The 26,766-nt window shown below is 59.8% G+C and carries 22 protein-coding genes; 10 read left to right on the top strand and 12 right to left on the bottom strand.

Annotation, left to right across the window (positions count from 1 at the left end; all coding sequences use genetic code 11):
* Positions 1-20: 20 nt before the first annotated feature.
* Positions 21-1,664, top strand: coding sequence for a chaperonin GroEL (gene groL, locus BM234_RS05715; RefSeq protein WP_092061643.1), 1,644 nt, complete (start codon positions 21-23; stop codon positions 1,662-1,664).
* Between the two features lie 61 nt (positions 1,665-1,725).
* On the opposite strand, the gene BM234_RS05710 is transcribed toward groL, so the two are convergent.
* The 3 genes from BM234_RS05710 to BM234_RS05700 all read right to left on the bottom strand — a co-directional run bounded on the left by BM234_RS05710 (position 1,726) and on the right by BM234_RS05700 (position 7,057).
* Complete coding sequence (locus BM234_RS05710; protein ID WP_092061640.1) at positions 1,726-3,276, bottom strand: Ppx/GppA family phosphatase; 1,551 nt, start codon at positions 3,274-3,276, stop codon at positions 1,726-1,728.
* A 75-nt stretch (positions 3,277-3,351) separates the two neighbouring features.
* Positions 3,352-6,525: a valine--tRNA ligase gene (locus BM234_RS05705; RefSeq protein WP_092061637.1), complete on the bottom strand. Its 3,174-nt coding sequence runs from the start codon at positions 6,523-6,525 to the stop codon at positions 3,352-3,354.
* 91 nt (positions 6,526-6,616) lie between these two features.
* Positions 6,617-7,057, bottom strand: a complete 441-nt coding sequence (locus BM234_RS05700; RefSeq protein ID WP_342714643.1) for an Lrp/AsnC family transcriptional regulator — start codon at positions 7,055-7,057, stop codon at positions 6,617-6,619.
* A gap of 182 nt (positions 7,058-7,239) precedes the next feature.
* On the opposite strand from BM234_RS05700, the gene BM234_RS05695 reads away from it, so the two are divergent.
* A complete protein-coding gene (locus tag BM234_RS05695) occupies positions 7,240-8,334 on the top strand; it encodes a DUF2235 domain-containing protein (protein WP_092061632.1) in 1,095 nt (364 codons plus the stop codon).
* A 1-nt stretch (position 8,335) separates the two neighbouring features.
* On the opposite strand, the gene metF is transcribed toward BM234_RS05695, so the two are convergent.
* A complete protein-coding gene (metF, locus tag BM234_RS05690; protein ID WP_092061630.1) occupies positions 8,336-9,202 on the bottom strand; it encodes a methylenetetrahydrofolate reductase [NAD(P)H] in 867 nt (288 codons plus the stop codon).
* 95 nt (positions 9,203-9,297) lie between these two features.
* On the opposite strand from metF, the gene BM234_RS05685 reads away from it, so the two are divergent.
* Both BM234_RS05685 and BM234_RS05680 read left to right on the top strand, forming a co-directional pair.
* On the top strand, positions 9,298-10,203 hold the full coding sequence (locus tag BM234_RS05685) for a LysR family transcriptional regulator (RefSeq protein WP_092061627.1): 906 nt from the start codon (positions 9,298-9,300) through the stop codon (positions 10,201-10,203).
* Between the two features lie 92 nt (positions 10,204-10,295).
* Positions 10,296-11,084 carry an inositol monophosphatase family protein gene (locus BM234_RS05680; RefSeq protein WP_092061625.1) on the top strand — a complete coding sequence of 263 codons (789 nt, stop codon included), beginning with the start codon at positions 10,296-10,298 and terminating at the stop codon, positions 11,082-11,084.
* A 48-nt stretch (positions 11,085-11,132) separates the two neighbouring features.
* Here the strand turns inward: BM234_RS05680 and BM234_RS05675 are convergent, their stop codons facing one another.
* From BM234_RS05675 to putA, 3 genes are read right to left on the bottom strand one after another with little or no spacing between them, the layout of a single operon-like run.
* A complete protein-coding gene (locus BM234_RS05675) occupies positions 11,133-11,486 on the bottom strand; it encodes a GFA family protein (protein ID WP_245752527.1) in 354 nt (117 codons plus the stop codon).
* Positions 11,483-12,229 (bottom strand): rhomboid family intramembrane serine protease, encoded by a 747-nt coding sequence (locus tag BM234_RS05670; protein ID WP_092061619.1) that lies wholly within the window; start codon positions 12,227-12,229, stop codon positions 11,483-11,485. Before BM234_RS05670 ends, BM234_RS05675 begins: the two co-directional genes overlap by 4 nt.
* Positions 12,230-12,286: 57 nt before the next feature.
* Entirely contained in the window at positions 12,287-15,700 is a 3,414-nt protein-coding gene (gene putA / locus BM234_RS05665; protein ID WP_092061616.1) for a bifunctional proline dehydrogenase/L-glutamate gamma-semialdehyde dehydrogenase PutA, read from the bottom strand.
* A gap of 113 nt (positions 15,701-15,813) precedes the next feature.
* Here putA and BM234_RS05660 point away from each other — a divergent pair, with 113 nt between their 5' ends.
* Positions 15,814-16,284, top strand: coding sequence for an Lrp/AsnC family transcriptional regulator (locus tag BM234_RS05660; RefSeq protein WP_245752525.1), 471 nt, complete (start codon positions 15,814-15,816; stop codon positions 16,282-16,284).
* Here the strand turns inward: BM234_RS05660 and BM234_RS05655 are convergent.
* Positions 16,281-17,171, bottom strand: coding sequence for a helix-turn-helix domain-containing protein (locus BM234_RS05655; RefSeq protein WP_175501209.1), 891 nt, complete (start codon positions 17,169-17,171; stop codon positions 16,281-16,283). The genes BM234_RS05660 and BM234_RS05655 overlap by 4 nt on opposite strands.
* An 89-nt stretch (positions 17,172-17,260) precedes the next feature.
* On the opposite strand from BM234_RS05655, the gene pobA reads away from it, so the two are divergent.
* A complete protein-coding gene (gene pobA / locus BM234_RS05650) occupies positions 17,261-18,427 on the top strand; it encodes a 4-hydroxybenzoate 3-monooxygenase (RefSeq protein WP_092061610.1) in 1,167 nt (388 codons plus the stop codon).
* 444 nt (positions 18,428-18,871) lie between these two features.
* On the opposite strand, the gene ilvC is transcribed toward pobA, so the two are convergent.
* Positions 18,872-19,894 carry a ketol-acid reductoisomerase gene (ilvC, locus tag BM234_RS05640; protein WP_092061606.1) on the bottom strand — a complete coding sequence of 341 codons (1,023 nt, stop codon included), beginning with the start codon at positions 19,892-19,894 and terminating at the stop codon, positions 18,872-18,874.
* 129 nt (positions 19,895-20,023) lie between these two features.
* On the opposite strand from ilvC, the gene BM234_RS05635 reads away from it, so the two are divergent.
* From BM234_RS05635 to BM234_RS05625, 3 genes are all read left to right on the top strand, one after another.
* A complete protein-coding gene (locus BM234_RS05635; RefSeq protein WP_092061603.1) occupies positions 20,024-20,479 on the top strand; it encodes an Lrp/AsnC family transcriptional regulator in 456 nt (151 codons plus the stop codon).
* Positions 20,476-20,934, top strand: a complete 459-nt coding sequence (locus BM234_RS05630; RefSeq protein WP_092061600.1) for an Lrp/AsnC family transcriptional regulator — start codon at positions 20,476-20,478, stop codon at positions 20,932-20,934. The genes BM234_RS05635 and BM234_RS05630 overlap by 4 nt, the downstream gene beginning before the upstream one ends.
* A 68-nt stretch (positions 20,935-21,002) precedes the next feature.
* Positions 21,003-22,130: an aminotransferase class V-fold PLP-dependent enzyme gene (locus BM234_RS05625; RefSeq protein WP_092061597.1), complete on the top strand. Its 1,128-nt coding sequence runs from the start codon at positions 21,003-21,005 to the stop codon at positions 22,128-22,130.
* Between the two features lie 3 nt (positions 22,131-22,133).
* Here BM234_RS05625 and BM234_RS05620 read toward each other — a convergent pair whose 3' ends face one another.
* The gene (locus BM234_RS05620; protein WP_092061594.1) at positions 22,134-23,336 is read right to left on the bottom strand and encodes a UbiH/UbiF family hydroxylase; all 1,203 of its coding nucleotides are present in this window, start codon (positions 23,334-23,336) and stop codon (positions 22,134-22,136) included.
* Between the two features lie 42 nt (positions 23,337-23,378).
* Positions 23,379-24,023, bottom strand: a complete 645-nt coding sequence (locus BM234_RS05615; RefSeq protein WP_092061591.1) for a pyrimidine 5'-nucleotidase — start codon at positions 24,021-24,023, stop codon at positions 23,379-23,381.
* Positions 24,024-24,122: 99 nt separating this feature from the next.
* On the opposite strand from BM234_RS05615, the gene BM234_RS05610 reads away from it, so the two are divergent.
* A complete protein-coding gene (locus tag BM234_RS05610; RefSeq protein WP_092061588.1) occupies positions 24,123-24,776 on the top strand; it encodes a GntR family transcriptional regulator in 654 nt (217 codons plus the stop codon).
* Here BM234_RS05610 and BM234_RS05605 read toward each other — a convergent pair.
* Entirely contained in the window at positions 24,739-26,679 is a 1,941-nt protein-coding gene (locus tag BM234_RS05605) for a glycosyltransferase family 2 protein (RefSeq protein WP_092061585.1), read from the bottom strand. The genes BM234_RS05610 and BM234_RS05605 overlap by 38 nt on opposite strands.
* Positions 26,680-26,766: the final 87 nt, after the last annotated feature.

Below are 26,766 nucleotides of genomic sequence, written 5' to 3'. Positions count from 1 at the left end.
CTTTCTGAGGAGAGAAACGAATGTCTGCTAAAGACGTGAAATTCGATACCGAAGCCCGCAACAAAATGCTGCGCGGCGTCAACATTCTGGCCGATGCAGTCAAGGTGACCCTGGGCCCCAAAGGCCGCAATGTGGTTCTGGACAAGTCGTTCGGCGCACCGCGCATCACCAAAGACGGTGTTTCTGTCGCCAAAGAGATCGAGCTGGAAGACAAGTTCGAGAACATGGGCGCACAGATGGTGAAGGAAGTCGCTTCCCGCACCAACGACGAAGCCGGTGACGGCACTACCACCGCGACCGTTCTGGCTCAGGCCATCGTCCGCGAGGGCATGAAGTCGGTTGCAGCGGGCATGAACCCGATGGACCTCAAGCGCGGCATCGACCTCGCGACCTCCAAGGTCGTCGAAGCGATCAAAGCTGCATCCCGCCCGGTCAATGACTCGGCTGAGGTTGCTCAGGTCGGCACGATCTCTGCAAACGGCGAATCCGAAATCGGCCGTCAGATCGCAGACGCGATGCAGAAAGTCGGCAACGAGGGTGTTATCACCGTCGAAGAGAACAAGGGTCTGGAAACTGAGACCGATGTCGTCGAAGGCATGCAGTTCGACCGCGGCTACCTGAGCCCCTACTTCGTCACCAACTCCGACAAGATGATTGCAGATCTCGAAGACTGCATGATCCTGCTCCACGAAAAGAAGCTGTCCTCGCTCCAGCCGATGGTTCCGCTGCTTGAGCAGGTGATTCAGTCGCAGAAGCCGCTGCTGATCATTGCAGAAGATGTTGAAGGCGAAGCGCTCGCGACCCTCGTGGTCAACAAGCTGCGTGGCGGCCTCAAGATTGCTGCTGTCAAGGCGCCCGGCTTCGGCGATCGCCGCAAGGCCATGCTGCAAGACATCGCGATCCTCACTGGCGGTCAGGTTATCTCCGAAGACCTCGGCATGAAGCTCGAATCCGTTACGATGGACATGCTTGGCACCGCCAAGAAAGTCTCCATCACCAAGGATGAGACAACCATCGTCGACGGTGCTGGTGAGAAGGCAGAGATCGAAGCGCGCGTCGCTCAGATCCGCAACCAGATCGAAGAAACCACCAGCGACTATGACCGTGAGAAGCTGCAGGAACGCGTTGCGAAGCTCGCAGGCGGCGTTGCAGTCATCCGCGTCGGCGGCATGACCGAAGTCGAAGTGAAAGAGCGCAAGGACCGTGTCGATGACGCTCTGAACGCAACTCGCGCTGCTGTGCAAGAAGGCATCGTGGTCGGTGGCGGCGTCAGCCTCGTTCAGGCGGCCAAGACCCTTACAGGTCTCACCGGTGAAAACTCGGATCAGAACGCCGGTATCGCCATCGTGCGCCGCGCGCTCGAAGCGCCCCTTCGCCAGATCGCGGAGAACGCGGGTGTCGACGGGTCCGTTGTTGCTGGCAAAGTTCGCGAGTCCGACGATCTCAAGTTCGGTTACAACGCTCAGACCGACGAATATGGCGACATGTTCAAATTCGGCGTGATCGACCCGGCCAAAGTGGTCCGCACCGCGCTTGAGGATGCTTCCTCGATCGCTGGCCTGCTGATCACCACCGAGGCGATGGTTGCCGACAAGCCTTCCAAGGACGGCGCTTCCGCTGGCGGCGGCATGCCCGACATGGGCGGCATGGGCGGCATGATGTAAACGCCTCTCTAACTTAGAGACGGAAAGGGCCCCCTCGGGGGCCCTTTTTGCATTCGGGAATTCAGGCTTTGAGGTAGACGACGCGCGTAGATGCCGCTGAGAGAGCGGTCGAGAGGGATTTGAGTCGTGCCTCGACCACCTCGCCGAAAAGCGGCGCAGCGTCTGGCGTCAGCCGCAGTTCAAGTTCTCTTTTCTTGGGGAACCATCGAAGCTCTGCGCCCCGTGCCTCCGCCTGCATCCAGAACATCGATCCTAGTCGCATCGCTTTGCCCAGGATCTCTGCCTTTTGCTGGCGATCCTCAGGCAGGAGCGCGAAGAGCCGCTCATAGGGCGAACCCTCACGCTTGTTGCGATAGCGATGCAGTAGCGCGAGGCCGAGAAAGATCCGCTCCCAGTGCTTGAGCCCGCCAAGGTTTGCGCGTGTGGCGTAATCGAAGGTCACTTCTGCACGATAGTCCGGGTGCGCGCGCCAACTCACGTCGTGAAGGAGGCAAGATGCGCGGATCAAACGCTTCAGCTCTTCAGGGCTAGAACGGAAGAGTGGCAGGACGAAGTCGTTCAGGACCATCCCGAAGCCGGGTAGTCGGGCATCCTTTGCTTCCGCAAAATGCGCGGATTCAATGAGTGGATCCCGATCACGAAGCTTCTGGGGCATCTGCTCGTACAACATGCCCTCGCGGATGCCATAACTGGAAATCGCGATGTCCTTGGGCCTAAATGTGGAAACAAGCCGTTTGAGGACCTCTGCTGCAAGCGGGACCAGCGCCATCCGAGCCTCTGAGAGCGAGCAAGCCTGCCGCAGTGCGCCAAGATCGGCTTCCTCGATAAAACTTACGGTATCGCGTATCGCCTTTGCGTCCATGCGATACTCATGCAAGACGTGCAGAGGATAATTGCGCCGTTCCATATCAATGCGGGCAATGGCGCGCCAAGATCCCCCGACAAGAAAAAGCCTGTCGCGTTGCGGGCCCATTTTTTCCTGCATGGCTTCGAGGGTGGCCTTGATATGGACCTTGCGGCCGGCCTTTCCGCCTCTGACCTCGCGCAGTTTCAGCGGCCCGAGGGGGGAGGTCTGGCGACGTCCGACGCGCCCATCCCGGATTTCCGCGAGTTCCAGCGAAGAACCACCAATATCGCAAACGAGACCATAGGCGCCGGGCCAACCCAACAGGACCCCTTGCGCGGACAGACGAGCTTCCTCTTCGCCGTCGATTACCCAGATCTTGAGGCCCGTTTCAGCCAGGACTTCCTGACGAAATTCTTCCCCGTCCTGCGCCTCACGCACCGCAGCGGTTGCAACAACGGTGAGGGGAGATACGCCCATGCTATCCGCCAGCGCCTTGAAGCGGCGCAGCGCGGCGAGGGCGCGGCGACGGCCCTCAGGGCTGAGTATGCCGGTTTCCGACAGGCCAGCGCCAAGCGCACACATGATCTTCTCATTGTAGAAATACGCGGGGCTTCTGGCCGCACCGTCGAAGACGACAAGACGGACGCTGTTGGAGCCTACGTCGACCACTCCGACGCGGGCGAGGGCCCGAGCCGAGGGATCATTGAACAACGGACGCCCGAATGGCCCAGCGTCGGTTCCCGGCTCGGAAGGGAGGTCATTCATGGCTAGCTCCCGGTTCGTCCGTCTAGGTGAGACTGCATCATGCATGACAATGCCGTCAATCCGAGTTCCCGGATCTCAACCAATTTCCGCGAGACGCGCCAGTGCATTGGCGAGTGTGCGTCGTTCTTCCTCGCGCTGCGTTAGGTTTTCCTTTGTCTCGGCAACAACTTCCGGTGGGGCGCTTTCCGCGAACTTTGGATTGTTCACACGCCCCGACAGTCCCTTGATCTCCTTGTCGAGCTTGGCGATCGATTTTTCGAGCCGTGCCTTTTCCTCGGCCACGTCGATAATTTCAGCAAGAGGCATACCAAGGATCGCGCCATCGGCGGAGATGGTTATCGTTCCCTTTGGAAACGCGCTCACCTCCTCAAGGCTTTCGATACGCGCCAACCGCTTGATCAGGGTTTCATTGCGGCTCCACGCGTCACGCCCTTCGGGACCAATCTCTGTAGTCAGCATCGGGACATACAAACCGGCCGGTACGTGCATCTGCGCCCGCGCCGAGCGCGTGTTCTCGATCACGGATATAACCCAGTTCATCTCACGCTGCGCCTGTGGATCCAGAAGCTCTGCGGAGGTGTACTCAGGCCAGTTCGTGTGGATCAGCATCTTGACCCGTTCTCCGGAAAGGCCCCAGAGCTCTTCGGTTATGAACGGCATTATGGGGTGCAACATGACGAGACACTGGTCCAGCACCCATTTCATCACGACCTGCGTTTCAGAGCGGGCTTCGTGCCCCTCCGCAAGAAGAGGCTTGGCGAATTCGACGTACCAGTCGCAGACCTTTCCCCAGACGAAGGCATAAAGTGTATTGGCGGCGTCATTGAACCGGAATTGGTTCAGGGCGACATCGACTGTTTCCCGTACCGTGGCGACCTCACCCAATATCCATCTATTCACAGTCTGACGCGGCATATCGTCTTGCAGAGTTGCCAGATCCACGTTTCTGGCCTCAAAAACGCCATTCATTTCGGCGAACCGCATCGCGTTCCACAGCTTTGTGCCGAAATTTCGGTATCCTGCGATGCGGTCTTTTGAGAGCTTCAGGTCGCGACCCATCGCTGCCATTGCCGCAAGAGTAAAACGAACCGCGTCTGTGCCGTAATCGTCAATCAACTCAAGCGGGTCGAGCACATTGCCGAGCGATTTCGACATCTTCTTGCCCTTCTCGTCCCGGACCAGCGCGTGGACATAGACGGTATCGAAGGGGCGTTCACCCACCACCGCATATTGCATCATCATCATCCGCGCGACCCAGAAGAAGATGATATCGAAGCCAGTGATCAGGACGTCCGTCGGGAAATACCGCTGAAGTTCCGGCGTCTGGTTCGGCCAGCCGAGTGTCCCGATGGGCCACAATCCGGACGAAAACCACGTGTCGAGAACGTCGGGGTCGCGCCAGACCGGGTACACCAGCTTCGTCGGGTCCTGATCCACGGAAAAGGACGCGAGGCTTCCCGCCAAGGCGCGCACCGCGGCATCACGGTCGGCAACTTCAATCACACGGGCATGGTTGAGCGGGGCAGGGAGGCCGGAAATATCGCTTTGGAATTGCGCAACAACGTCGTCAAAGCTTGTGCTGCATCGTGCATGGTTTCCGTGTTGGACCAGAGCATCAAGGGCAAGCGCGGTGCCAATGTCGATACCGTCCCAGTCTTCGAACGGGCTATCAGGCGCCAACCCTTCGGCCGCGAGGTTTTGCTGCATGAACTCAAGATTCAGCCCATACCAAACCGGGATTTGGTGCCCCCACCAAAGCTGGCGGCTGATGCACCAGGGCTCGATGTTTTCCAGCCAATGGAAATAGACCTTGCGGTCGCTTTCTGGCAGAATGTCGGTGCCCCCGGCTTCACGTCCCTTGCGAACGGCATCCAGAGCAGGTTCCACGATACGGGCAGTGTCGACGAACCATTGGTCCGTCAACATGGGTTCTATCACGACCTTCGACCGATCGCCGAAAGGCTGCATGATCGGCTTTGCCTCAATGAGGGGAACAAGACCTTCGGCATCGTCCTTCGATTTGCCGAGGCGAGGATCGTTCGCATCGGTCATCACCGCCAGACCTTCGTCGGTAATCTGGTCAACGATGAGCCGGCGTGCCTCGAAACGGTCTAATCCCCGCAGGTCGTCGGGGACCAGGTTCAGCGTGTCGATTTCCCCTTCGTCAAATTGCGCCCCTTTGGCGATCGCCTGTGCGCGTGCGGCACATTCGGCATAAGGAGCACCATCTTCGCGAAGATGCGCATTGGTCCCCATCAGGCGATACATCGGGATCCCGTTCCGCTCGGCGACTGCGTAGTCGTTGAAGTCGTGCGCCCCGGTGATCTTGACCGCACCGGATCCAAAAGCTGGGTCCGGGTAAGAGTCGGTGATTATCGGAATAAGCCGGCGGTGATCCTTCGGCCCGACGGGGATCTCGCACAGTTTGCCGACGATTGAGGCATATCGCTCATCCGACGGATGCACAGCGATAGCACCGTCACCAAGCATGGTTTCGGGCCGTGTTGTGGCGATGGAGATGTAGTCGCGCTCTTCTTCGAGAATGATTTTGCCGTCCTCGTCACGCTCCACGAACCGGTAAGTCACCCCATCGGCGAGGGGATACTTGAAGTGCCACATGTGGCCGGCTGTCTCGATATTCTCGACTTCGAGATCGGAAATGGCGGTTTCGAAATGTGGGTCCCAGTTCACAAGGCGCTTGCCTCGATAGATCAGACCCTTTTCGTACATATCGACGAAGACCTTGATGACGGCATCGTGGAAATTGCCATCCTCGCCCTCCGGTGCGCCCGGAGCGCCGGACATGGTAAAGGCGTTCCGCGACCAGTCACAGGATGCTCCTAGCCGCTTGAGCTGATTGATGATCGTCCCGCCGGACTCCTGCTTCCAGTCCCAGACCTTCTCAAGGAACTTTTCACGGCCCATCTCGCGACGTGACGGTTTGCCTTCCTCGGCAAGCTTGCGTTCGACAACCATTTGCGTGGCGATTCCCGCGTGGTCCTGACCGGGTTGCCAAAGGGTGTCGTGGCCCTGCATCCGATGCCAGCGAACGAGGATGTCCTGCAGCGTATTGTTGAACGCATGTCCCATATGAAGGGAACCCGTCACGTTCGGCGGGGGGATCATGATGGAGAACTTTGGCGCACCGGGGCGGGCATTCGCCCCTGCTTTGAAACATCCGGCTGCCTCCCAGGCTTCGTAAAGCCGGGTTTCGGCCTTGGCCGCGTTGAATGTCTTGTCCATGCTCATCGGCCCGGCACCCCTGTGGTCTAGATCGCCTTTGATCTAGCCGAAGGGAGCAGGAAGGAAAAGACGCGGCCCGGAGAAACTGCGCGGCCTCTCAGTGTGTTCGGTCAACCTTGGTCGACAGGTGAACTAAAGTTTCGGCAGCTGTCACGCCTTTGATGGCGCTGATCTGGTCAAGAGCTTCGTCGAGTGAGTCGGTCTCGTCGCTGGCGATCTCAACGATCAAATCGAAGCGGCCAGAGGCGGTATGGACAATCTGTACCTGAGGGAGCGCACTCAGGCGGGAAACCACCGCAGTGCCGGTGCGAGGTTCGACAGAGACGAGCGCGGTGGCGCGAATGCGGTGTTTCGCATCGGCCCCGATCCGCAAGGTATACCCGGCAATTGTCCCTGTTTGCTCCAGACGGTCGATGCGGGCTTGCACCGTCGTTCGGGCCACCCCCAATCGTCTGGCTAAATCCGCGATCGGCGCCCGAGCGTCGTCGGCCAAGAGGCCGATGAGCGCAGTGTCAAGTTCGTCAAGTTGCATTTTCATGACGTCAATCTGACGACAATTTATTGCCAAATCGTCAACATTCACACAGTCGGAGCGTTACAGCTGCCATTTTGCAGGGTTGACGTGCAGGTGGTTCGGACGCGTGGCAGATTGCTACTTACCTTATAGCAGGGAATGTGGACCATTCTGACCACAATGTAGAGAAGGGGTGGAGAGAAGCGATGCGGATTCGGCGGATCGGCGAGACCTTGGGACGCTGGTTTCGATGGCGCCCGGCGGCACATTCGTCGCCTGCCCGTGGTCGCGGTCCGGTCGATCATGTCATCATTCTTGATGGCACAATGTCATCGCTCGAAGAGGGCCATGAAACCAACGCCGGACAGGCCTATCGCCTTTTATCGTCAGTGGGATTGTCTGTCTCTGTCTACTATGAACCGGGCGTGCAGTGGCAGGATTGGCGCGGTACGCCGGACGTTCTCATGGGACGAGGGATCAACCGGCAAATCCGCAGGGCTTATGGATACCTTGCGTCCCGTTATCGTCCGGGCGACAGGATCTTCCTTATTGGATACTCCCGAGGGGCCTTCGCTGTGCGGTCTCTCGCCGGTGTGATTGATAGTGTCGGGTTGCTACAACAGGAACACGCCACCGAACGCGGCGTCAGACAGGCCTATCGACATTACCAACTGGCCCCCGGCAGCGAGGGGGCGAAGCGTTTCCGGAAACGGTTTTGCCATGCGGATGCGTCGATAGAAATGGTCGGGGTCTGGGATACGGTCAAAGCGCTTGGTTTGCGGTTGCCCCTGATCTGGCGGTGGTCTGAAGGTAACCACGCGTTTCACAACCACCATCTCGGTCCGACCGTTCGCCATGGGTTTCATGCGGTGGCGCTGGACGAAACCCGAGCCGTTTACGAACCCGTCATGTGGGAAGTGTCAGAAGGCTGGGGCGGGCATATTGAACAGGTCTGGTTCCGGGGAACCCACGGGGATGTCGGGGGGCAACTTGGCGGACATCTCGCCTCGCGGCCGCTGGCAAACATTCCCTTCGTCTGGCTCATGTCCTGCGCCGAAAGCTGCGGTCTTGCATTGCCGCAGGGGTGGCGCGCCCAGTTCCCCTGCGACGTACAGGCTCCGAGCATCGGACAATGGCGCGGATGGGGGAGGTTTTTCCTGCTTCGTTCTAGGCGGATCGTTGGGCGGGATCACAGCGAGCGGTTTCACGAAACGGTGCCGGTTCAAAGCCGGGGCGCCTATCTCGCGCGTCCGGCCTCCCGATGGTTCTCGGTTGGCCGGACGAAGGCGGCTAAGAGTTAAATCAGGCCACGTTTTCCAGTTGCATGCTGGGGACAATGCCCAATGCGTGGCAGACATCGCGCGTCAATTCCGGGCGATTCAAGGTGTAAAAGTGGAGCGATTCGACACCGTGATCGACAAGCTTGCTGCAGAGTTCTGTGCAAAGCGATGTTGCAAGCAGGTCCTCACGGCCGTCCCGGATCGCGGTCTCGAATGCGTTTGAAAGCCACGTCGGCACCGAGGTGCCACAGCTTTCGGCAAACCGTTTCACACCCTTCCAATTCTCGATGGGCAGGATGCCGGGGACGATTGGCGCGGTGATACCTGCGGCAACAGCGCGATCCCGGAAGCGCAGAAAGGTATCCGCAGAGAAGAAAAACTGGGTGATGGCCTCGTCCGCCCCGGCGTCGATCTTGCGCTTGAGCCAATCGAGGTCGGCGGCCTCGTCTAGCGCCTCCGGATGCTTTTCAGGATAGGCCCCGACACGAATTGTGAAATCACCTGTATTCTTGAGGGCGGTAATCAGCTCACAGCTATCGGCGAACCCATCGGGATGAGGCTTAAAGCCCCCTGACCCCTTGGGGGGATCGCCTCGCAGCGCGACAATCTCGGTGACGCCGGCGGCGGCATATGTCCGTGCGATTTCAAGGGTTTCTTCCCGGCTCGCATTCACGCAAGTCAAATGGGCCGCAACGTTAAGTCCACTGTGGTGGTGGAGTGTGGACACCGCATCGCGGGTCAGGTCCCGCGTTGTGCCTCCCGCGCCATAGGTCACCGAGACAAACCGCGGACCCAGGGGGGCAAGAACCTGAACGGTATCCCACAGCCGGAACGACCCTTGCAGGTCCTTGGGGGGGAAAAACTCGAAAGAGACCGTTGGGGTGGGCATTGGCGAATCCTCGTCTGAAGTTGATCCCTTGTCGCACCGTCGCGAGTGTGAGACAAATTCATACTTCTCAAGATCAACATGAGTCATTCCGCGATATGCATATAGAATTTCGCCATCTCCGTACGATCAAGGCGATTCACGAGGCTGGCGGTGTCGCCCGTGCCGCGGATCAACTCAACATCACGCAAAGCGCGTTGAGCCATCAGGTCAAAGCCCTTGAGGATCAGGCCGGGGTGGAACTGTTTGTCCGCCGGTCGAAGCCGTTGAAGCTCTCTGCTGCCGGAAAACGGCTACTTCGGGCGGCGGAGCGCATCCTGCCCGAAGTAGAGGCTCTTCAGGCCGAATTCAGCGGACTTCGATCAGGAAAATCCGGTCGTCTTCACATCGCGATCGAATGCCACGCATGCTTTGAATGGTTGTTTCCGGTGCTGGAGCAGTTCCGCAAATCATGGCCTGACGTGGACGTGGATATCCGGCCCGGCCTTGCCTTCGATGCCCTGCCAGCGCTTTTGAAAGAAGAGGTCGACGTGGTTATTTCGTCGGACCCCGAAGAATTGCAAGGCGTCTCGTTTCACCATCTTTTCGACTACAATCCGGTCTTCGTCGCCTCTGGAGAGCATCCGCTCGCGGTCAAACCCTATATCGACGCCGAAGATTTTCGCGGGGAGACGCTGATCACCTATCCGGTAGAGCGATCGCGCCTCGATATCTTCAGCCAGCTTCTCACACCTGCCAAGGTGGAACCGGCCTCTATACGGCAAGCAGAACTGACTGCCGTGATCCTGTTGCTCGTGGCATCGAACCGGGGTGTCGCAGTCTTGCCTGACTGGGTGGTCCGGGAGGTGAAATACTCCTCGGACTATGTAACTCGGCCCCTCACGAAGGCGGGGCTTGTCCGCCAACTTTACGCGGCCGTTCGTACGGACGAACAAGACAAACCTTATATGCGCGATCTGATACGCTTGGCAGGCGAAGAGGCGCGGAGGCTTCAGGCCGCCTGAGATCGCCGAGTGACCCGAGCCGGGGTGGAACGCCTCTTGGCAAGTGAGGCTTGGACGCGTATAGGGCCGGACTGATCAAGGAGAGCCGGAACATGCAAGGCAGCGCAAATCTCAACGTGATGATGAAAGCCGCGCGCAAGGCGGGACGCTCGCTTGTGAAGGACTTCCGCGAGGTTGAGAACCTTCAGGTGTCGGTCAAGGGGGCTGGTGATTTCGTAAGCCGCGCCGATATCGCGGCAGAAAAGATCATCCGCGAAGAATTGATGGCCGCCCGGCCCAGCTATGGCTTTCTCGCCGAAGAAGGCGGGGAAATCGAAGGCAAGGATCCCACTCGGCGATGGATTGTCGACCCACTTGATGGCACGACGAACTTTCTTCACGGATTGCCACATTTCGCTGTTTCAATCGCGTTGGAGCATAAGGGCCAGATCATCGCAGGAGTGGTCTATGACCCGGCGAAGGATGAGCTTTTCCACGCCGAGAAGGGCAATGGCGCTTGGATGAACGAAAGCCGCATTCGTGTCTCCGGTCGGCATAAGATGATCGAATCCATTTTCGCAACCGGACTGCCGTTCGGCGGGCGGACAGATTTGCCCGCGACGCTTCGTGATCTTGGGCGCTTGATGCCCGTCTGCGCAGGGGTTCGTCGTTGGGGGGCCGCGTCGCTCGACATGGCCTATGTGGCCGCCGGTCGCTACGATGGCTTCTGGGAGCGGCGTCTCAAGGAATGGGATATCGCGGCGGGACTGATTTTGCTGCGCGAGGCAGGCGCCTTGGTTGAGCCGATCCGCGAGGGCCGCGATATCTTGGCCGATGGCGAAGTGGTCTGTAGCAACGAACCGCTTTTCGACGGGTTCTCCAAGATCATTCGGGACGCGTGAGTTCTCTCCCAGCAGGGCCATATGCGGTTCTGCTGCGGGTGGTTTTGGCTAGGTGTCTGACGGGTGGTTGATCCCGTCTACCCACGGAATGTCGTGATCCCGTGGATTGACCCCTTCGAGATTTGCCATGTTCACACCGAATTCATTCGGGTTGGAGCGGCGCCGGTGATGCGTATAAATTCCACAGACTGAGCAGAAGTAGTGCTGCGCCGTTTGGGTTCCCCAGCTGTATTTCGTCAGCTTGTCTGCGCCTCGGATGACTTCGACACCGTCAAGTGGCGCGGAGACTGCTGCAGCGCCGCGACGACGGCAAAACGTGCAATCACACCGGCGCGCTGTCGACAGCCCATCCACAAGCGTGACGCGCAGTTCCACGGCCCCGCAATGGCAAGTTGCTTTCATGACTTTCGCCTCACGATTGGAACATCGGACCATGCGCTGCGGTACCTCGAGTCGGGGTGCGGTGGGTGCCCGTCGGTAAGGCTCCAATAGCGGGGCCCGCCCAAGCGAACCCAGAGCGGCAGGGTGAGCAAGATCCCGATCACGAAGCCACCCGCATGGGCCCAATAGGCCACTCCGCCCGCCATGGGATCGGACCCGAGCCCGCCTACGAACTGCATGCCGAACCACAGGGCAAGCATGAGCCACGCCGGGATCGGCACAACGCGGAAGATGATGATCAGGATGATGAGAATATCCACGCGCGCCCGTGGAAACAAAAGCAGATACCCCCCCATGACGCCCGCAATGGCGCCAGACGCGCCGATCGTTGGCACAATCGATCCGGGGGCAGAAACGACATGTACGAGCCCGGCGCCAACGCCGCAGGCCACATAAAAAAGCGCGAATGGAAGATGCCCCATCTCATCTTCGAGGTTGTCACCAAAGATGTAGAGAAAGAGCATGTTGCCAAGAAGATGCATCACGCCCCCATGCAGAAACATCGAGGTGACGAGAGTCTCCACCCCTTCGCCATAGGAAACCCGTGCGGGGATCACGGCGAAAGCGGCATAAAATTCATCGAGTGCGCGCGGCGTTTCGAAGAGTTGCCAGTTCGCGAGAAAAACCACGATGTTTGCCGCGATGAGCGCGTAGGTCACCCACGGGGTTCGGCTTGAAGGATTGTGATCGCGTATCGGGAACATGTCTCAAGAACTAGGGCAATTCAGCGCGGAGAGGAAACACCTTTCCGCGCCGAGGTATCAACCGGCCGCCCCGAGGAGCGCCGCATTGCCACCTGCCGCGGTGGTGTCGACACAGACGTGGCGCTCGGACGTCGCGTGCCCTGCATCCGGCACGCCGGTGATGAGCGGAAGGATCGGACCATCTCGGCGGGCGAGGGATCTGGCGTAGTTGCGCGCCATTTCTGGCTGGCCCCACCAAATGACACCGGATATTCCGGAAAGTGTTTCCAACAGTTGCGGAGAAATCTCGCCACTGGCGCAGACCGGGAGCCCACCGGCAGCGCGGACTGCTTGCGCTTGGGCCTTTGTCGTGTCGTGACCGGGTCCGCTGCACAAAAGGGGCAGCCGCGGGCGGCGGCTATAGCGGTTCGATTCCCCCGTTGGCCCTGGCAGGATCTCGACATGCTCGCGCGCTACGGTCTTCTGTGCCTCAGCAATTGCTTCTTGGAGTTCATCAACGGGCATCTCATTGCCCCAACTCTCGGCGCTCGCCTCCGCTGGCCTGCGAATGAACCTCTGAAGGTATTGCGAGCCACCTGCTTTCGGGCCAGTTCCGGAAAGCCCTTCGCCACCGAATGGTTGGCTGCCGACAATTGCGCCAATCTGATTGCGGTTCACATAGATGTTTCCCGCATGAAGCCGTTCGGTCACATGCTGTACTCGGTCATCAATGCGCGTCTGAAGCCCGAAGGTCAGCCCATAGCCAGTTGCGTTGATCGCGTCGATCACGTGGTCGATCTGTCCCGCCCGATACGTTGCGACGTGTAGAACGGGGCCAAAGATTTCTCTTTCAAGATATTGGATCCCGTCGATCGAAATGAGCGTTGGGGCGATGAAATACCCCGCCAAGGGCGCTTTGCCTTCATGGAGCACGCGCCCTTTTTCCTTCGCACGCTCGATATGATCCGCAATGCTCTGCCTTGCATCGGCGTCGATCACGGGGCCAAGATCTGTTGCTGCGTCCCAAGGATCACTTGCGCGATAGGTGTCCATCGCGCCCTTCAACAATTCCATGAACGACGAAGCAATGTCCTCTTGGACATAGAGACATCGAAGGGCAGAGCATCGCTGCCCCGCGGATTGGAACGCACTTTCCATGATCGCCTGCACGGCTTGTTCCGGTAGGGCGGTGCTATCTACAATCATGGCATTCAACCCACCCGTCTCGGCAATGAACGGGGCATCTGGCGTTCCAGTTTCGGCCATCGACGAACGGATTTTTTTCGCTGTTTGTGTGGAGCCCGTGAAAGCAACGCCGTTTGTCCGGGGATCGCCCGTTAGCGCAGCACCGATCCCGCCATCACCGGGCAAAAGTTGAAGGGCGCTGACAGGAACCCCTGCTTCGTGGAGCAACCGGACAGCGAATGCTGCAATAAGCGGTGTTTGCTCGGCAGGTTTCGCCAATACCGTATTTCCGGCAGCGAGAGCAGCGGCGATTTGACCGGTGAAAATCGCGAGCGGGAAGTTCCAGGGGCTGATACAGACAAACCGTCCGACGGGCGGCTGATCCGGGGCATTCGCCCCATAAAATCTGAGGAAATCCACGGCCTCCCGCAATTCGGCCACTGCGTCGGGCAAGGTCTTGCCAGCCTCACGAGCAAGCAGGGCGAATATTTCGGCGGTATTTGCCTCATAGAGGTCCGCGGCCTTCGCAAGAATACACGCTCGGTCCGCCGCCGTGGCGTTCCACGGGGTTGCTGCTGAAAGAGCGACATCCACATCGCTCCGGCTTGCTGGAGAAACATCACCGGGCGACTTGTCGGGGGCAAAGGGATTTTCGACCGGACGCGAGGCTTCGGGAGTGGCATCGCCGGCGAGGATCGGCGCCGCGTTCCACGTCGTGTCGGCGAATGTGTCTCTCCGCAAAAGAATGTCGCGAAGGCTAGGCTCGTGGTCGAGGTCGATGCCCTGAGAGTTCGCCCGCTCCGGCTGAAAAAGATCGTTCCCTGTGGTGATCGTGGTCTCTGCGATACTCCCGAACGGATCTTGCGCAACCGTTTCTGGGGGCACGTTCTCGTCGACGATTTGATTGACGAAACTGCTGTTCGCGCCGTTTTCCAGGAGCCTTCTGACGAGGTAGGCGAGAAGGTCTTTGTGTGCGCCCACGGGCGCATAGATGCGACACCGCGTGCCTTCGCGTTTCACGACGATGTCGTGCAAAGTCTCGCCCATTCCGTGAAGTCGCTGAAACTCGAACGTGTCGAGATCGTCAGCCATGTGGAGAACCGCAGCGACAGTATGGGCGTTGTGCGTGGCGAATTGGGGGTAGATGCGGTCGGTCATCCCAAGCAGCTTGCGCGCATTCGCGATATAGCTGACGTCGGTGGTCGCCTTGGAAGTGAAGACGGGGAAGCCGTCGATACCTTTGACCTGCGCCTTCTTGATCTCGGTATCCCAATAGGCGCCCTTTACCAGCCGAACCATCAATCTCCGGTCCAACCTTTGTGCCAGTTGATAAAGAAAGTCGATGGTTGCGCCGGCTCTCGGTCCGTAGGCCTGAACGACAACCCCGAATCCGTCCCAACCTTGCAGCTTTGGATCGGCAAGAACCGCGTCGATCACCTCCAGCGAAAGGGCCAGGCGAGCGGCTTCCTCGGCATCGATATTGAGCCCCATGCCCGCAGCGGCGGCAGCACGGGTTAGGCTCGACAAACGGGGTACCAGAACGTCGAGGACATCCTCCCGCTTGGCCAATTCGTACCGCGGATGCAGCGCCGAAAGCTTGACCGAAATGCCGGGGTTTTGCCGAATGTCATCATGAGAGCACGCCGTGGCAATTGCCTGAATGGCCTTCATATAACTCTCGTGATAGCGTAGCGCGTCGTGATCGGTACGCGCCGCTTCTCCGAGCATGTCATAAGAATAGGTATAGCCCTTCGCTTCCATGCCCTCCGCGCGTTTCATGCCGGAATGAATTGTTTCCCCAAGAACGAACTGACGACCCATCTCCTTCATCGCGCGGCCGACGGCGGTGCGGATAACGGGCTCCCCAAGGCGGCGGACAGCCCCGCGCAAATGGCCCGCTATCCCGGGCGCTTCGTCTTTCAGAACCCGGCCGGTCAGCATCAAGGCCCATGTAGACGCGTTCACGAGCGGTGAGGCCGAATGCCCCATGTGCTTGCCCCAGTCAGACGGGGCGATCTTGTCTTCGATGAGCGCGTCGATGGTCTCGGAATCGGGAACACGAAGAAGCGCCTCAGCGAGGCACATCAACGCCACCCCTTCTTCCGTCGACAGGCCGTATTCGGCGAGGAATGATTCCATCATGCCCGGACGACCACTGTTGCGAATGGCCCTTACCAGTTCGGCAGCCCGGGCAGAGATCTGTTCCCTGTCAGTCTGAGCAAGATCGGCTTCGACAACGAGCCTGTTCAGAACCTCCGTTTCCCGCGCGTAGGTCATCTCATCGATTTCATATGGTCCAAAAGCCATGTCAGCCCCTCCAAATTTCTAACCCAACATAACCCAGTTTGACGGGCCTAATGTCCCGACTTAGGATGTATGGCAGTCAAGGGGGATAAAATTTGGCAGATATGACAGGAAAAATGGATGCGTCCGACATTGATCGTTTCGACCGCGCAATTCTGGCTGAACTTGCGGAGGATGGGCGGTTGAGTGTCACAGAACTTGCGAGCCGGATCGGCTTGTCGAAATCGCCTACGCAAGTGCGCCTCAGGCGGCTTGAGCGCGAAGGCGTCATTACCGGCTATCGCGCCATGCTTGATCCGATCCGCCTCGGGCTCGACCATGTCGCCTTTGTTGAGGTGCGCCTTTCTGACACCCGCGAGCGTGCGTTGAGTGAGTTCAATGCCGCAGTCTCAAAGATAGGCGAAGTTGAACAGTGCCATATGATTGCGGGCAACTTCGACTATCTCCTCAAGGTACGCACACAGGACATGGGTGCCTATCGTTCGGTATTGGGAGAGCGCATTTCCACGCTCCCGCATGTCGCGCATACCTCCACCTTCGTGGCGATGCAGTCGGTCAAGGAATCGGACATCTCAGGACTTGTTTAATCGGCTGTGCTTGCGATCGCCTCGTCGATCTCGATCCGGGCACGATACTGCTTCGGCGATTGGCCGAAGTGTTTCCGAAAGCGGCGTGAGAAATAGGAGGGATCGTCGAAGCCGAGTTCGTAGGCAATATTTGCTATCGTGGTTCGGGTGTACGCCAGCCTGCGCCGCGCCTCTTGCATGCGAGCGGCCTCAAGGAGATGGGTAACTGTCGTACCGGTTTCCTTCACGCAAAGCCGCGCCAGTTGGCGTGTGGACAGGTTGATCGCATCAGCGAATTGAGTGGCTTGCCAGTTGTCTTGCAAATGCTCGTCGATCAGCGCCACGAGCTTCTCAAAGCGGGGGTCGAGACGGGCTTCCCCGCTCTGTCGCGTGTCAGCTATGCTGCGTGCCACAAGGCAGGCGATCTCGGTAGCAAGTGCGCGGAGGTGTAGCGACCGAACAATGCCACGCGCCCGGTGTTCTTCATGTAGTTTTTCGCAGGCAGCAATGATGTCCGAACCCGCGGGCATAATCTGTAGCCGGGACATAGCGGGCGCGGTAACCGCAGATGGCGAGAACACCTCCGTCAGGTTATCCATGGGGATCGTGATGACATAGCCTTCTGTCCCCGACGCGAAATCGAACCCGTGCACCACACCGCTTGGAATCGATATGATGCAAGGCGGATCAGGTTGATATGTCTGGTTTTCGGCCAAGAGCGAGGTATCGCCCTGCTCAATCAAGAAGAACTGATGCAGCAGTGGATGCCGGTGCGGATCGATCCGCCAATCCAGCCCCGCCGCACGGTCATGGATGCGCTCGGAATGCAGCACATCCGGGAACAGGGCCTGCTCGCCGTACAAGTTCCAAGATGGGATGGCGGCACGGTACTGCGAAACACTGTCCATGTCTGAATAATACCTGAAGAGGTCTGTGGGGTCCATTTCCTCAATGGTCTTGCTCAGTCAATTTACTACGGTCGGGAGAAGGGGAAATCATGCGTACGCAGGTGGTAATAATCGGGGGTGGGCCGTCCGGTCTGCTGCTTTCACAACTTTTGATGCGGCAAGGGATCGACACGGTCGTACTGGAGCGGCGCGAGCGCGATTATGTTCTGTCACGGATTCGCGCCGGCGTTCTCGAGGCAGGCACAGTTCAGCTGTTGACCGAAGCGGGCGTGGGCGAGCGGCTGGCCAAAGAGGGGCATCCGCACGACGGTTTTTTCCTGACGAATGATGATGAAATGATCCGTGTATCTTTTGAAGGTACGGGGCGAAAATCCACGGTGTATGGCCAAACCGAAGTTACCCGGGATCTCTATGATGCGCAGGATGCGCTCGGCGCGCGCATTCTCCATCGGGTGGACGATGTTGCCCCCCACGACGTCGATAGTGACAAACCCTATGTGACATTCACCCGAGATGGGCAGAGCCATCGTGTTGATTGCGACTTTATCGCCGGGTGCGATGGTTTTCATGGCGTCAGCCGAAGCGCGATACCGAGTGAAAAGCGGCAGGCCTTTGAAAAGGTCTATCCCTTTGGTTGGCTTGGTATCCTGTCGGAAACTCCCCCTGTGAGCGAGGAACTGATCTACGCAAATCACACGCGTGGTTTTGCGCTATGCTCGATGCGAAACCCGGCGCTGTCACGCTACTACATTCAGGCCCCGTCATCTGACGATGCCGCGAACTGGTCTGACCAGGCGTTCTGGGATGAGCTTCGCCGTCGCCTTCCCGGCGACGTCGCGGATGCGCTGATCACCGGTCCGTCGATCGAAAAATCGATCGCTCCTTTGCGAAGCTTTGTTTCCGAGCCGATGCAGTGGGGGCGTCTGTTCTTGTGCGGAGACGCTGCGCATATTGTCCCGCCAACCGGGGCGAAGGGCCTCAATCTCGCGGTTTCTGACGTGTATTACCTCTCCCGCGCACTGATCGAACATTATGTTGAGGGCGGTGATGAACGTCTGAACCGGTATTCTCAGGATGCGTTGAGCCGTGTCTGGAAGGCCGTTCGCTTCAGCTGGCACATGACGACCTTACTACATCGCTTTCCCGAGACCGACGAGTTTGACCGCAGAATGCAGCAGGTGGAGTTGCAGACATTGGCCGAGTCAGAGTTGGCGCGCCGGCTTGTCGCTGAAAACTATACCGGTTTGCCCTTCTGAGTGTGGTTTTGCCCCTCGCATCGATCGGATTGCTATGGCAAAGAAGGGGGGTGCGGACGTGGCGAAATGGTAGACGCAGCAGACTTTGATTGGAGTGCCCGCGGGGAAACGCGCGGAGTAGAACCGCTCAAATTCGGGGAACGCTTGAGGGTGATATCGCCCTTGTGCCAATCCCGAGCCAAGCCCCAGCCGGGGAAGGTGTAGAGACTAGACGGGCGGCACCTAACGCTTTCGGGCTATGGTGAAGGGATAGTCCAGACCACGAACGTCGCGCGCGTGCGCGGCGGCGGCGAAAGCCGAAGTGGTATGAAAATCTGCATCCTGTATGGGAGTGCGGGTTCGAGTCCCGCCGTCCGCACCAATAAAATTCATTCTTCGCGGGTCGAAGTGCCGAATTGAAAAGGCCGCGCCAATCGGGCGCGGCCTCATGCCTTTGTTATCGCATCAGTTCTTTTCGCGATCGACCATCTTGGAAGAACCGATCCAAGGCATCATGCCCCGCAGCTTGTTGCCGACTTCTTCGATCTGGTGCGCATCGTTGATGCGGCGAGTCGATTTGAACATCGGCTGGCCAACAGTGTTTTCCGACATGAAGTCGCGGACGAAACGGCCCGTCTGGATGTCCGTGAGGATATCCTTCATGCGCTTCTTGGTTTCGTCATACGGCAGTACGCGCGGACCAGAGACATACTCGCCATACTCCGCCGTGTTGGAGATAGAGTAGTTCATGTTCGCGATGCCGCCTTCGTAGATCAGGTCCACGATAAGCTTCACTTCGTGCAGGCATTCGAAATAGGCCATTTCAGGGGCATATCCTGCCTCGACCAGTGTCTCGAACCCGCAACGGATCAACTCCACAAGGCCGCCGCAGAGCACAGCCTGTTCGCCGAAGAGGTCGGTTTCGCACTCTTCCTGGAAGTTGGTTTCGATGATCCCTGAGCGGCCGCCGCCAATGGCGGAGCAGTAGGACAGGCCGATTTCGAGCGCTTTGCCGGAGGCATCGTTGTTGACCGCCACGAGACAGGGAACGCCGCCGCCTTTGACATATTCGCCGCGCACCGTGTGGCCGGGGCCCTTGGGGGCCATCATGATGACATCGACGCCGGGCTTTGGCTCGATCAGCCCGAAGTGGACATTAAGCCCGTGGGCAAACGCAATCGCGGAGCCTTCCTTCAGGTTGTCGTGAACATATTTTTTGTAGGTTTCGGCCTGAAGTTCGTCGGGCATGGTGAACATGATGACATCGCACCATGCTGCGGCCTCGGCGATCCCCATGACGGTAAGTCCTTCGGACTCTGCTTTTTTCGCGGAGGCGGATCCTTCGCGCAGGGCCACGACGAGGTTCTTGGCGCCGCTGTCGCGGAGGTTCAGGGCGTGAGCGTGGCCTTGGCTGCCGTAGCCGAGGATCGCGACCTTCTTGTCCTTGATCAGGTTGATGTCGCAATCGCGGTCATAGTAAACGCGCATGGGGTCTTCCTTCCGTTATTTGATGCGCTCATCATAGGTAGGTTGGCAAGAATATCGGTTTCGAGTTTCATGGACTTTGCGATTATCTGTGTATAATCATTCGCGAAAGAAGTCATAATGCGATAATTCATGCTCGACGATCTGGACCGACGATTGCTGCGCCGCCTACAATTGAACCCGGCGATCTCAATGGGCGAACTTGCCGAACTTGCCGGGACAACGGCGGCGGTTGCCTCGCGCCGATTGGCCCATCTCAGGGACAATGGCATCCTGCGTGGAAGCCGCGCACGTATCGACTGGCGGGCTCTTGGCTACTCGGTCGAAGTTTCGCTTCGGTTCACATTGGATAAGACGCAGCGATTGGCGTTCGATGAATTCATCGCGGCGGCGAGGGGAGTGCCAGAAGTCACAGAGATCCAAACATTTCTGGGGCAGGTCGACGTCCGGTTGAACGTTATCGCGCGCGATATGCCCCATTATCAACAGGTATACCGCGAAAGCATCCTCGCGCTGCCGCATATCGCGGATATCGAAGCGTTGATGCAGGTGGCGCGGATCAAGAATGATGAGGTGCTTCCGGTTTGATCGCACTCGATGACACAGATCACAAGTTGCTCAGGGCTTTGGCCGAGGATGCCGACCAGGGGAGTGGCGCTCTGGGGCGGCGCTTCGGCCTGTCGCAACCGGCAACGTGGCGGCGCATCAGGCGCTTGGAAGAAAGCGGTATCATCGCGGGGCGGCGTTTGGATCTTGATGCAGAGGCGCTCGGATTTGGCGTCACAGTCTTCCTGGGCGTGAAACTGGCCACAAAGGGACGTGTGAGCCTGGAGGATTTCGAACGCGCCGTGACCGCCATTCCAGAAGTTCAAACGGTGGAACATGTTCTTGGAATGTATGATTATCGTCTGCGTATCGTGGCCCGTGACCTGACGGACTTCGAACGGGTTTTGCGCCGCCGGATCATGACCCTGCCGGGTGCGGGAAGCGTGGAGGCGAACGTTCTGCTCAGCGAAGAGCGCCGGCGCGGCCCACTTGGATAGTCCAAGCCCCTTTGCCAAACGCGCGCTTCCGCGTTAGCAAGGCGCCGCATAACCGGAAGGAGAGCCACATGGCCGCGCTGCTTGATACCGTAGATCCTGACGGGCTTCAGGAATTCTCAGTCGTTTTCACCGATCGTTCACTCAACCACATGTCACAGGCGTTCCGCGAGGTGATGACGGATCTCTCCGCGTCGCTGCGGCATGTGTATTCCGCCGAAGGGGTCGCAATCGTTCCCGGCGGTGGGACTTTTGCTATGGAGGCGGTTGCGCGCGAGTTCGGGACAGGGGCGCGCGCCCTAATCCTGCGCAACGGATGGTTCTCCTATCGATGGACGCAGATTTTCGAAGCGGGCGGGTTTGCTGCCGAAACGCATGTGCTGTCTGCCCGGGCCGAGGGCAATTCGGACGAATCGCCCTTTCGCCCGGTTCCCATCGAAGAGGTCGTCGAGGCGATCCATAAGGAAAGACCCGATGTCGTCTTCGCCCCGCATGTGGAGACGAGCGCCGGAATCATCCTGCCCGATGACTACCTCAAGGCGATGGCCGCCGCCGCGCATGACGTGGGCGCCCTGATGGTTCTGGACTGTATCGCAAGCGGGTGCATCTGGGTCGACATGGAGGATACAGGCGTCGATGTGCTGATCTCCGCGCCGCAAAAGGGCTGGTCATCGCCACCCTCCGCCGGCCTCGTGATGCTGAGCGCGGCGGCCGAAGCGCGGCTGGAGCAGACTTCGTCGAACAGTTTCGCGCTCAACCTCAAGACATGGCGCGCAATCATGGCGGCCTACGAGGCGGGCGGCCATGCCTATCACGCGACCATGCCCACGGATGCATTGCGACAGTTCCGGGATGCCGTGAAGGAAACGCGTGCCTATGGGCTTGACCGCCTCAAGGAGGCGCAATGGCGGCTCGGCTCCGAAGTGCGGGAGATGCTCGCGGCGAAGGGGTTGCGCTCGGTCGCCGCGGAAGGTTTCGAAGCGCCCGGGGTGGTCGTTTGCTACACCGAGGATCCAGAGGTGCAGTCGGGTCGGAAGTTTGCGGAAGAAGGGCTTCAGATCGCCGCAGGCGTGCCGCTCAAGTGCGGGGAGACGGACGGTTTCCGAACGTTTCGTATCGGACTGTTCGGCCTAGACAAGCTTTATGATGTCAAAGGCACCGTAGCGCGCCTCAAGGAGGCCGTTGATCGCGTCTTCTGAAGCCTAACCCCGCGCGCCGAGGCCCATTTGCATCAAGGCGCGGCGCAGCGGGGGAAGCGCGTAAAGCGCGTCGATCCCCCGGGCACGGACATCCCGGAGGGCCTGGGTTTCGGCGATCGAGGCCCTGTTGAGCAAGTCGATCCCCAGGACGCGGGTTCGGATATCGCCATGGCGGGCGCGGTTATACTGCGCCAGCATCGCCTCGTCCCCAAGCGTCGCCGGGGCCTCTTGGGCGAGGTCCAGAAGCGTCGCGAGATCCCCCAGAGACATGTTCAATCCCTGCGCACCGATCGGGGGCAGAACGTGCGCCGCCTCCGCCACAAGCGCCAGACGCTGCCCGCTGAGGCGTTCCGCCATCTGCGCGATGATGGGCCAAAGGCTGCGCCGTCCTGCAAGCGTCAGAGGACCGAGCACACCGCAGGACCGTTCCGTTGCCGCTTCTGCAAATGCGGCATCGTCGAGCGCCATAAGACGCTGTGCCTCGGCCCCGCGCTCCATCCACACGACCGCACTGCACGGCAGGCCATCCCGGTCGGGCAGGGGAACGAGTGTAAAGGGGCCACCCGTGCGATGTATTTCGGTCGAGACATTCTCATGCGGGATCGGATGCGTAACGGCGAAAGCGAGCGCCTTCTGCCCATAGCGGTATTGCCGGACGGAGATGCCCGCGGCTTCGCGCAACGGGGAGGCCCGTCCATCTGCAGCGATGGCAAGGCGCGCGCGGATCTGGCTCCCGTCACCAAGGCCCACGAGTGCGTGCGCTTCGCGGGTCAAAAGCGATTTCGTGGCCGTGCCGCTTCGGAAATCCACGAGGGGCAAATCCTTCAGGCGTGAGACAAGCTCCCGGCGGAGCAGCCAGTTGGGGAGATTCCACCCAAAGGGTTGGTCGCCGAGTTCCGCGCTGTCAAAATCCCGCGTCGTGCGCGGGGCAGGTTCCGGCCCGCCGGCGTCGATGATCCGCATCACCCTTAGCGGCGTGGCGTAGGGCGCGAGGGTTGGCCAAATGCCGGTCTTTTCCAGAAAAGCCCTGGCCGGTTGCAGAAAGGCTGTGGTGCGCAAATCCGCGCCTTTCGTTGCGGCGTCGGTGATCGGGGGGGCGGGATCCACACAGATCACGGAAAAACCGGCGGCCCCGAAGGCGGCCGCTGCGGTCAGTCCGGCGATGCCGCCGCCGGAAATGAGGATATCTGTGTCTTGGCGTGTCATGTCTGGCAATCTAGGCCGCGAGGGGCGCAGGGGAAAGGCAGGTCAAATCAACTGCGACAGAAAGCCGGGGAGGTCGTTGGTGTGGTGCTCGACGTGGGCGGCGGGCTCGGGGGCCTCCGCGACATGCACGGTGCGCATTCCAAGCGCGTGCGGAACGGCAAGATTGCGCACGTCGTCCTCGAACATGGCGGCGCGGGCGGGGATCAGACCGTCCTGAGCAAAGATCGCCTCAAAGGCGGCGCGGTCCGGCTTGGGATGAAAGCCCGCTTCCTCAACCCCATAGACCGCGTCGAACAGCCCGGCGAGACCACGCGCGGCAAGAACGCGTTCGGCATAGGGCGCTGAGCCGTTGGTATAGACGATCCGGCGCCCCGGAAGATCCCGAATGCGCGCCGCGAGTTCGACATCGGGGGAGAGCACGCCGAGGTCGATTTCATGCACCTCGGTGAGGTAGGGCGCGGGATCGACGCCGTGGAGCCGCATCAGCCCCGCCAGCGTGGTGCCGTGGTCGCGCCAATAGGCGTGACGAAGCGTGTTTGCCTCTTCCTGACCGACGCCGAGCGCGGTCATCACATAGTTCGTCATCCGCACCTCGATCTGGTCGAACAGGCGGGCGGACGGCGGATAGAGGGTGTTGTCGAGGTCAAACACCCAGTGGCGGACATGCGAGAAGCGATCACGTATCATGCGAAGATGCCTAGCGCCGCGGGATTGGGGCTGCAATGGCTAAGGCTTGATCGACGGTCGCGCGCAGCATAGTCTGGCCCGACCCTGAAGGAGCGAGACATGAAGAATGCGCAGGCGCCGCAAAAGGATGCCTATTCTCTGATCCTCGATGCGATCGACATTGGCGTCTATCGCCCCGGAGATCGGTTGGTCGAAAGCGAACTGGCCGAGCGATTTGGTGTGTCTCGAACGCCAATTCGCGAAGCATTGCAGCGGCTGGAGACGCAATCGCTCCTGACACGTGACGGGCGCAGCCTCATTGTTGCGTCGCTTGATCACAACCAGCTTGCAGAGCTTTATGTCGTCCGCTCGGAACTGGAGGGGCTGGCCGCGCGCCTTGCTGCGAAGCATGCGACCGAAGAAGAGATCCGCGTGCTTCAGGACATGCTCGAAAGCGACCGTGAGTTGGTGCATGATCCTGCGATGCTGGCGCGGACCAACCGCAGGTTTCACAAGATGGTGCACCTCGCCTCGCACAACCGGTATCTGGTCCAGCAGCTCGACCTTGTTTACCGAACCATGGCGCTGATGGCGACAAGCTCACTTGCGCGGGAAGGGCGGGGAGCGACCGCACTGGCGGAGCATGGGGAGATCGTCGCGGCAATCGCCAAAGGCGATGGTGACGCGGCCTTTGCCGCACTCAAGGCGCATATTTCCAAGGCGTTTGTCACCCGGCTCAAGGCTGATGCCGACGCTGTGGAGGCGGCGGAGTAGGGCGGCCGCGCCTGAGCCCGAACGGGTTCTTCTCGGGGCGCATCGTGGACAGGGAATGCCCATGCTCGGTCTTGTCCCAGAAGAACGGTCGCGCGATCAACTCGTAGAGTCCCTTGTAGGCGGCGACGGTCGCCATGGGGAAATAGATCGACAGGGTCGGCACCCATTTCATCAGGTTTCGGTGTGCCGGATCGCGTACGGCAAACATCGCGATGGACAGACCGATCAACTCGATCAGGAAGAAGCAGATCCCCATCAGCAGCACACCCGCAAATCCCAAGGCGGGTGTAAGAGGGTGCGAGAGGCCGAACACCACGAGCCAGAAGGACCAGAGCACCGGCGCGACGACGAAGCTTGTGATGGTGGAGAGGAAAAATACTTGAAACCCCATGAATTTCCACAGGCCCAGATCCCTTAGCAGCCTGCGGGGGCTGCGCATGTGTACCGCATAGGTGGCCATGTAGCCCTTGAGCCAACGAGAGCGCTGCCGGATCCACGGCCATGCGCGACAATTGGCTTCTTCCTGCGTAACAGTGTCGATCAATTCGGTCCGGTAGCCATGACGGGCGAGCCGAACCCCGAGGTCTGCGTCTTCGGTCACGTTGTGCGCATCCCATCCGCCGAGGGCTTCGAGAACGTGGCGCCGAAAGAAGAGCGTGGTCCCCCCGAGCGGCACAGGAAAGCCGAGGCGCGCAATTCCGGGAAGCATGATGCGAAACCACGTGGCGTATTCGATGGTGAAACACCGCGCCATCCAGTTTTCACGCGGATTGTAATAGTCGAGCACCCCTTGCAGGCAGGCGACATCCTGCGGCGCATCGCGAAAGCGGCGGGCGACCCACTCCAGTTGATCCGGGGCGGGGGCGTCTTCGGCATCGTAAATCCCCACGATCTCTCCCCGGCAAAAGTCGAGCGCATAGTTCAGCGCGCGCGGTTTTGTTTGGGGATGGCCAGGGGGAACCGTGATGGTGCGAAACCATGGCGGCAAGCGCACGGCGGCAATCGCGTCATGGGTCACCCTGTCGGTCTCTTCGACCACCAGCAGGATGTCGAGCAAGTGTCGCGGATAGTCGATCCGGTCAAGCCGGACTAGCAGAGCCTCCGCGATGCGCTGTTCGCGGTGAAGGGGAACCAGGACGGAGATGGTAGGTCTGCGCCAGCCAGCGGGGCCGGCGCCGGGGCGCGCACGTTTGGGGGCCGTGATCGCGGCGAAGAAGGCCGCAAGCTTCAGCCCGGTGGACGCCAGTAGAGACGCGGCGGCGACCGCTGAGAGGACTGCGAAGGTTGGGACCGGATAGTAGGCAAAGGCGGCAACAACTGCGGCGGCGAAGCACGCGGCTACCATGCCGGCGTATCGCGAATGATCCGTCATTGCCCGGCAGGAGACGGCTTCGGCCACGCGGGTCTCTGCACGGCGGGCGAGGGCATTGCCGCATTCCTTCCGGAGGATCGCCTCAATCGTGGAGGCCGGGGCAACGGCAAGGATCGCCGGACGCAGGGAGGCGGGCAGCGTGTCGAGAATGTCGGGAAACCGGGCCGGATGTGCTGTGGCGATGACAGTCAGGCCGCCCAACCGGGACCAAGGGACGAACCCGAACTTTTGCATCACCGCCGGATCTATTTTTCGCAGCAGTTCCGGGTCAGGGGGATCTTGGGCGAGATCGACGAACTGTGCCGATTTCTGGATCGACAAGGCGCGGTAAAGCTGTTGCTCGGTGATCAAACCCAACGCGACGAGTACGTGTCCGATCTGAGCATCGTCGGATCGCTGGGTATCTATCGCGCGGTTCAGATCGTCTCGGTTCAGGAGACCTTGACCTATCAGGACTTCGCCGAGCGGGGTGTGAGGTGCCGATCTTTCAAGCGGCTGTGCTGTTTCCAGCCTGAGCGTTGCGTCTGACATTCCCGCCCCTGATCCGACACGTCGCACGGATCATGCCAAGGGCATGGTTAAGCAGCGGTAAACGTAGCGTTTTAGGGGCGGCGCTCA

Source organism: Poseidonocella pacifica, assembly GCF_900111875.1.
Taxonomy (GTDB): Bacteria; Pseudomonadota; Alphaproteobacteria; order Rhodobacterales; family Rhodobacteraceae; genus Poseidonocella; species Poseidonocella pacifica.
This window is presented reverse-complemented; position numbering and strand designations above follow the sequence as displayed.

Coding starts and splice junctions, on each gene's coding strand:
- groL (WP_092061643.1), top strand. CDS start 21: ATGTCTGCTAAAGACGTGAAATTCGATACCGAAGCCCGCAACAAAATG.
- BM234_RS05710 (WP_092061640.1), bottom strand. CDS start 3,276: ATGAATGACCTCCCTTCCGAGCCGGGAACCGACGCTGGGCCATTCGGG.
- BM234_RS05705 (WP_092061637.1), bottom strand. CDS start 6,525: ATGAGCATGGACAAGACATTCAACGCGGCCAAGGCCGAAACCCGGCTT.
- BM234_RS05700 (WP_342714643.1), bottom strand. CDS start 7,057: ATGAAAATGCAACTTGACGAACTTGACACTGCGCTCATCGGCCTCTTG.
- BM234_RS05695 (WP_092061632.1), top strand. CDS start 7,240: ATGCGGATTCGGCGGATCGGCGAGACCTTGGGACGCTGGTTTCGATGG.
- metF (WP_092061630.1), bottom strand. CDS start 9,202: ATGCCCACCCCAACGGTCTCTTTCGAGTTTTTCCCCCCCAAGGACCTG.
- BM234_RS05685 (WP_092061627.1), top strand. CDS start 9,298: ATGCATATAGAATTTCGCCATCTCCGTACGATCAAGGCGATTCACGAG.
- BM234_RS05680 (WP_092061625.1), top strand. CDS start 10,296: ATGCAAGGCAGCGCAAATCTCAACGTGATGATGAAAGCCGCGCGCAAG.
- BM234_RS05675 (WP_245752527.1), bottom strand. CDS start 11,486: ATGAAAGCAACTTGCCATTGCGGGGCCGTGGAACTGCGCGTCACGCTT.
- BM234_RS05670 (WP_092061619.1), bottom strand. CDS start 12,229: ATGTTCCCGATACGCGATCACAATCCTTCAAGCCGAACCCCGTGGGTG.
- putA (WP_092061616.1), bottom strand. CDS start 15,700: ATGGCTTTTGGACCATATGAAATCGATGAGATGACCTACGCGCGGGAA.
- BM234_RS05660 (WP_245752525.1), top strand. CDS start 15,814: ATGGATGCGTCCGACATTGATCGTTTCGACCGCGCAATTCTGGCTGAA.
- BM234_RS05655 (WP_175501209.1), bottom strand. CDS start 17,171: ATGGACAGTGTTTCGCAGTACCGTGCCGCCATCCCATCTTGGAACTTG.
- pobA (WP_092061610.1), top strand. CDS start 17,261: ATGCGTACGCAGGTGGTAATAATCGGGGGTGGGCCGTCCGGTCTGCTG.
- ilvC (WP_092061606.1), bottom strand. CDS start 19,894: ATGCGCGTTTACTATGACCGCGATTGCGACATCAACCTGATCAAGGAC.
- BM234_RS05635 (WP_092061603.1), top strand. CDS start 20,024: ATGCTCGACGATCTGGACCGACGATTGCTGCGCCGCCTACAATTGAAC.
- BM234_RS05625 (WP_092061597.1), top strand. CDS start 21,003: ATGGCCGCGCTGCTTGATACCGTAGATCCTGACGGGCTTCAGGAATTC.
- BM234_RS05620 (WP_092061594.1), bottom strand. CDS start 23,336: ATGACACGCCAAGACACAGATATCCTCATTTCCGGCGGCGGCATCGCC.
- BM234_RS05615 (WP_092061591.1), bottom strand. CDS start 24,023: ATGATACGTGATCGCTTCTCGCATGTCCGCCACTGGGTGTTTGACCTC.
- BM234_RS05610 (WP_092061588.1), top strand. CDS start 24,123: ATGAAGAATGCGCAGGCGCCGCAAAAGGATGCCTATTCTCTGATCCTC.
- BM234_RS05605 (WP_092061585.1), bottom strand. CDS start 26,679: ATGTCAGACGCAACGCTCAGGCTGGAAACAGCACAGCCGCTTGAAAGA.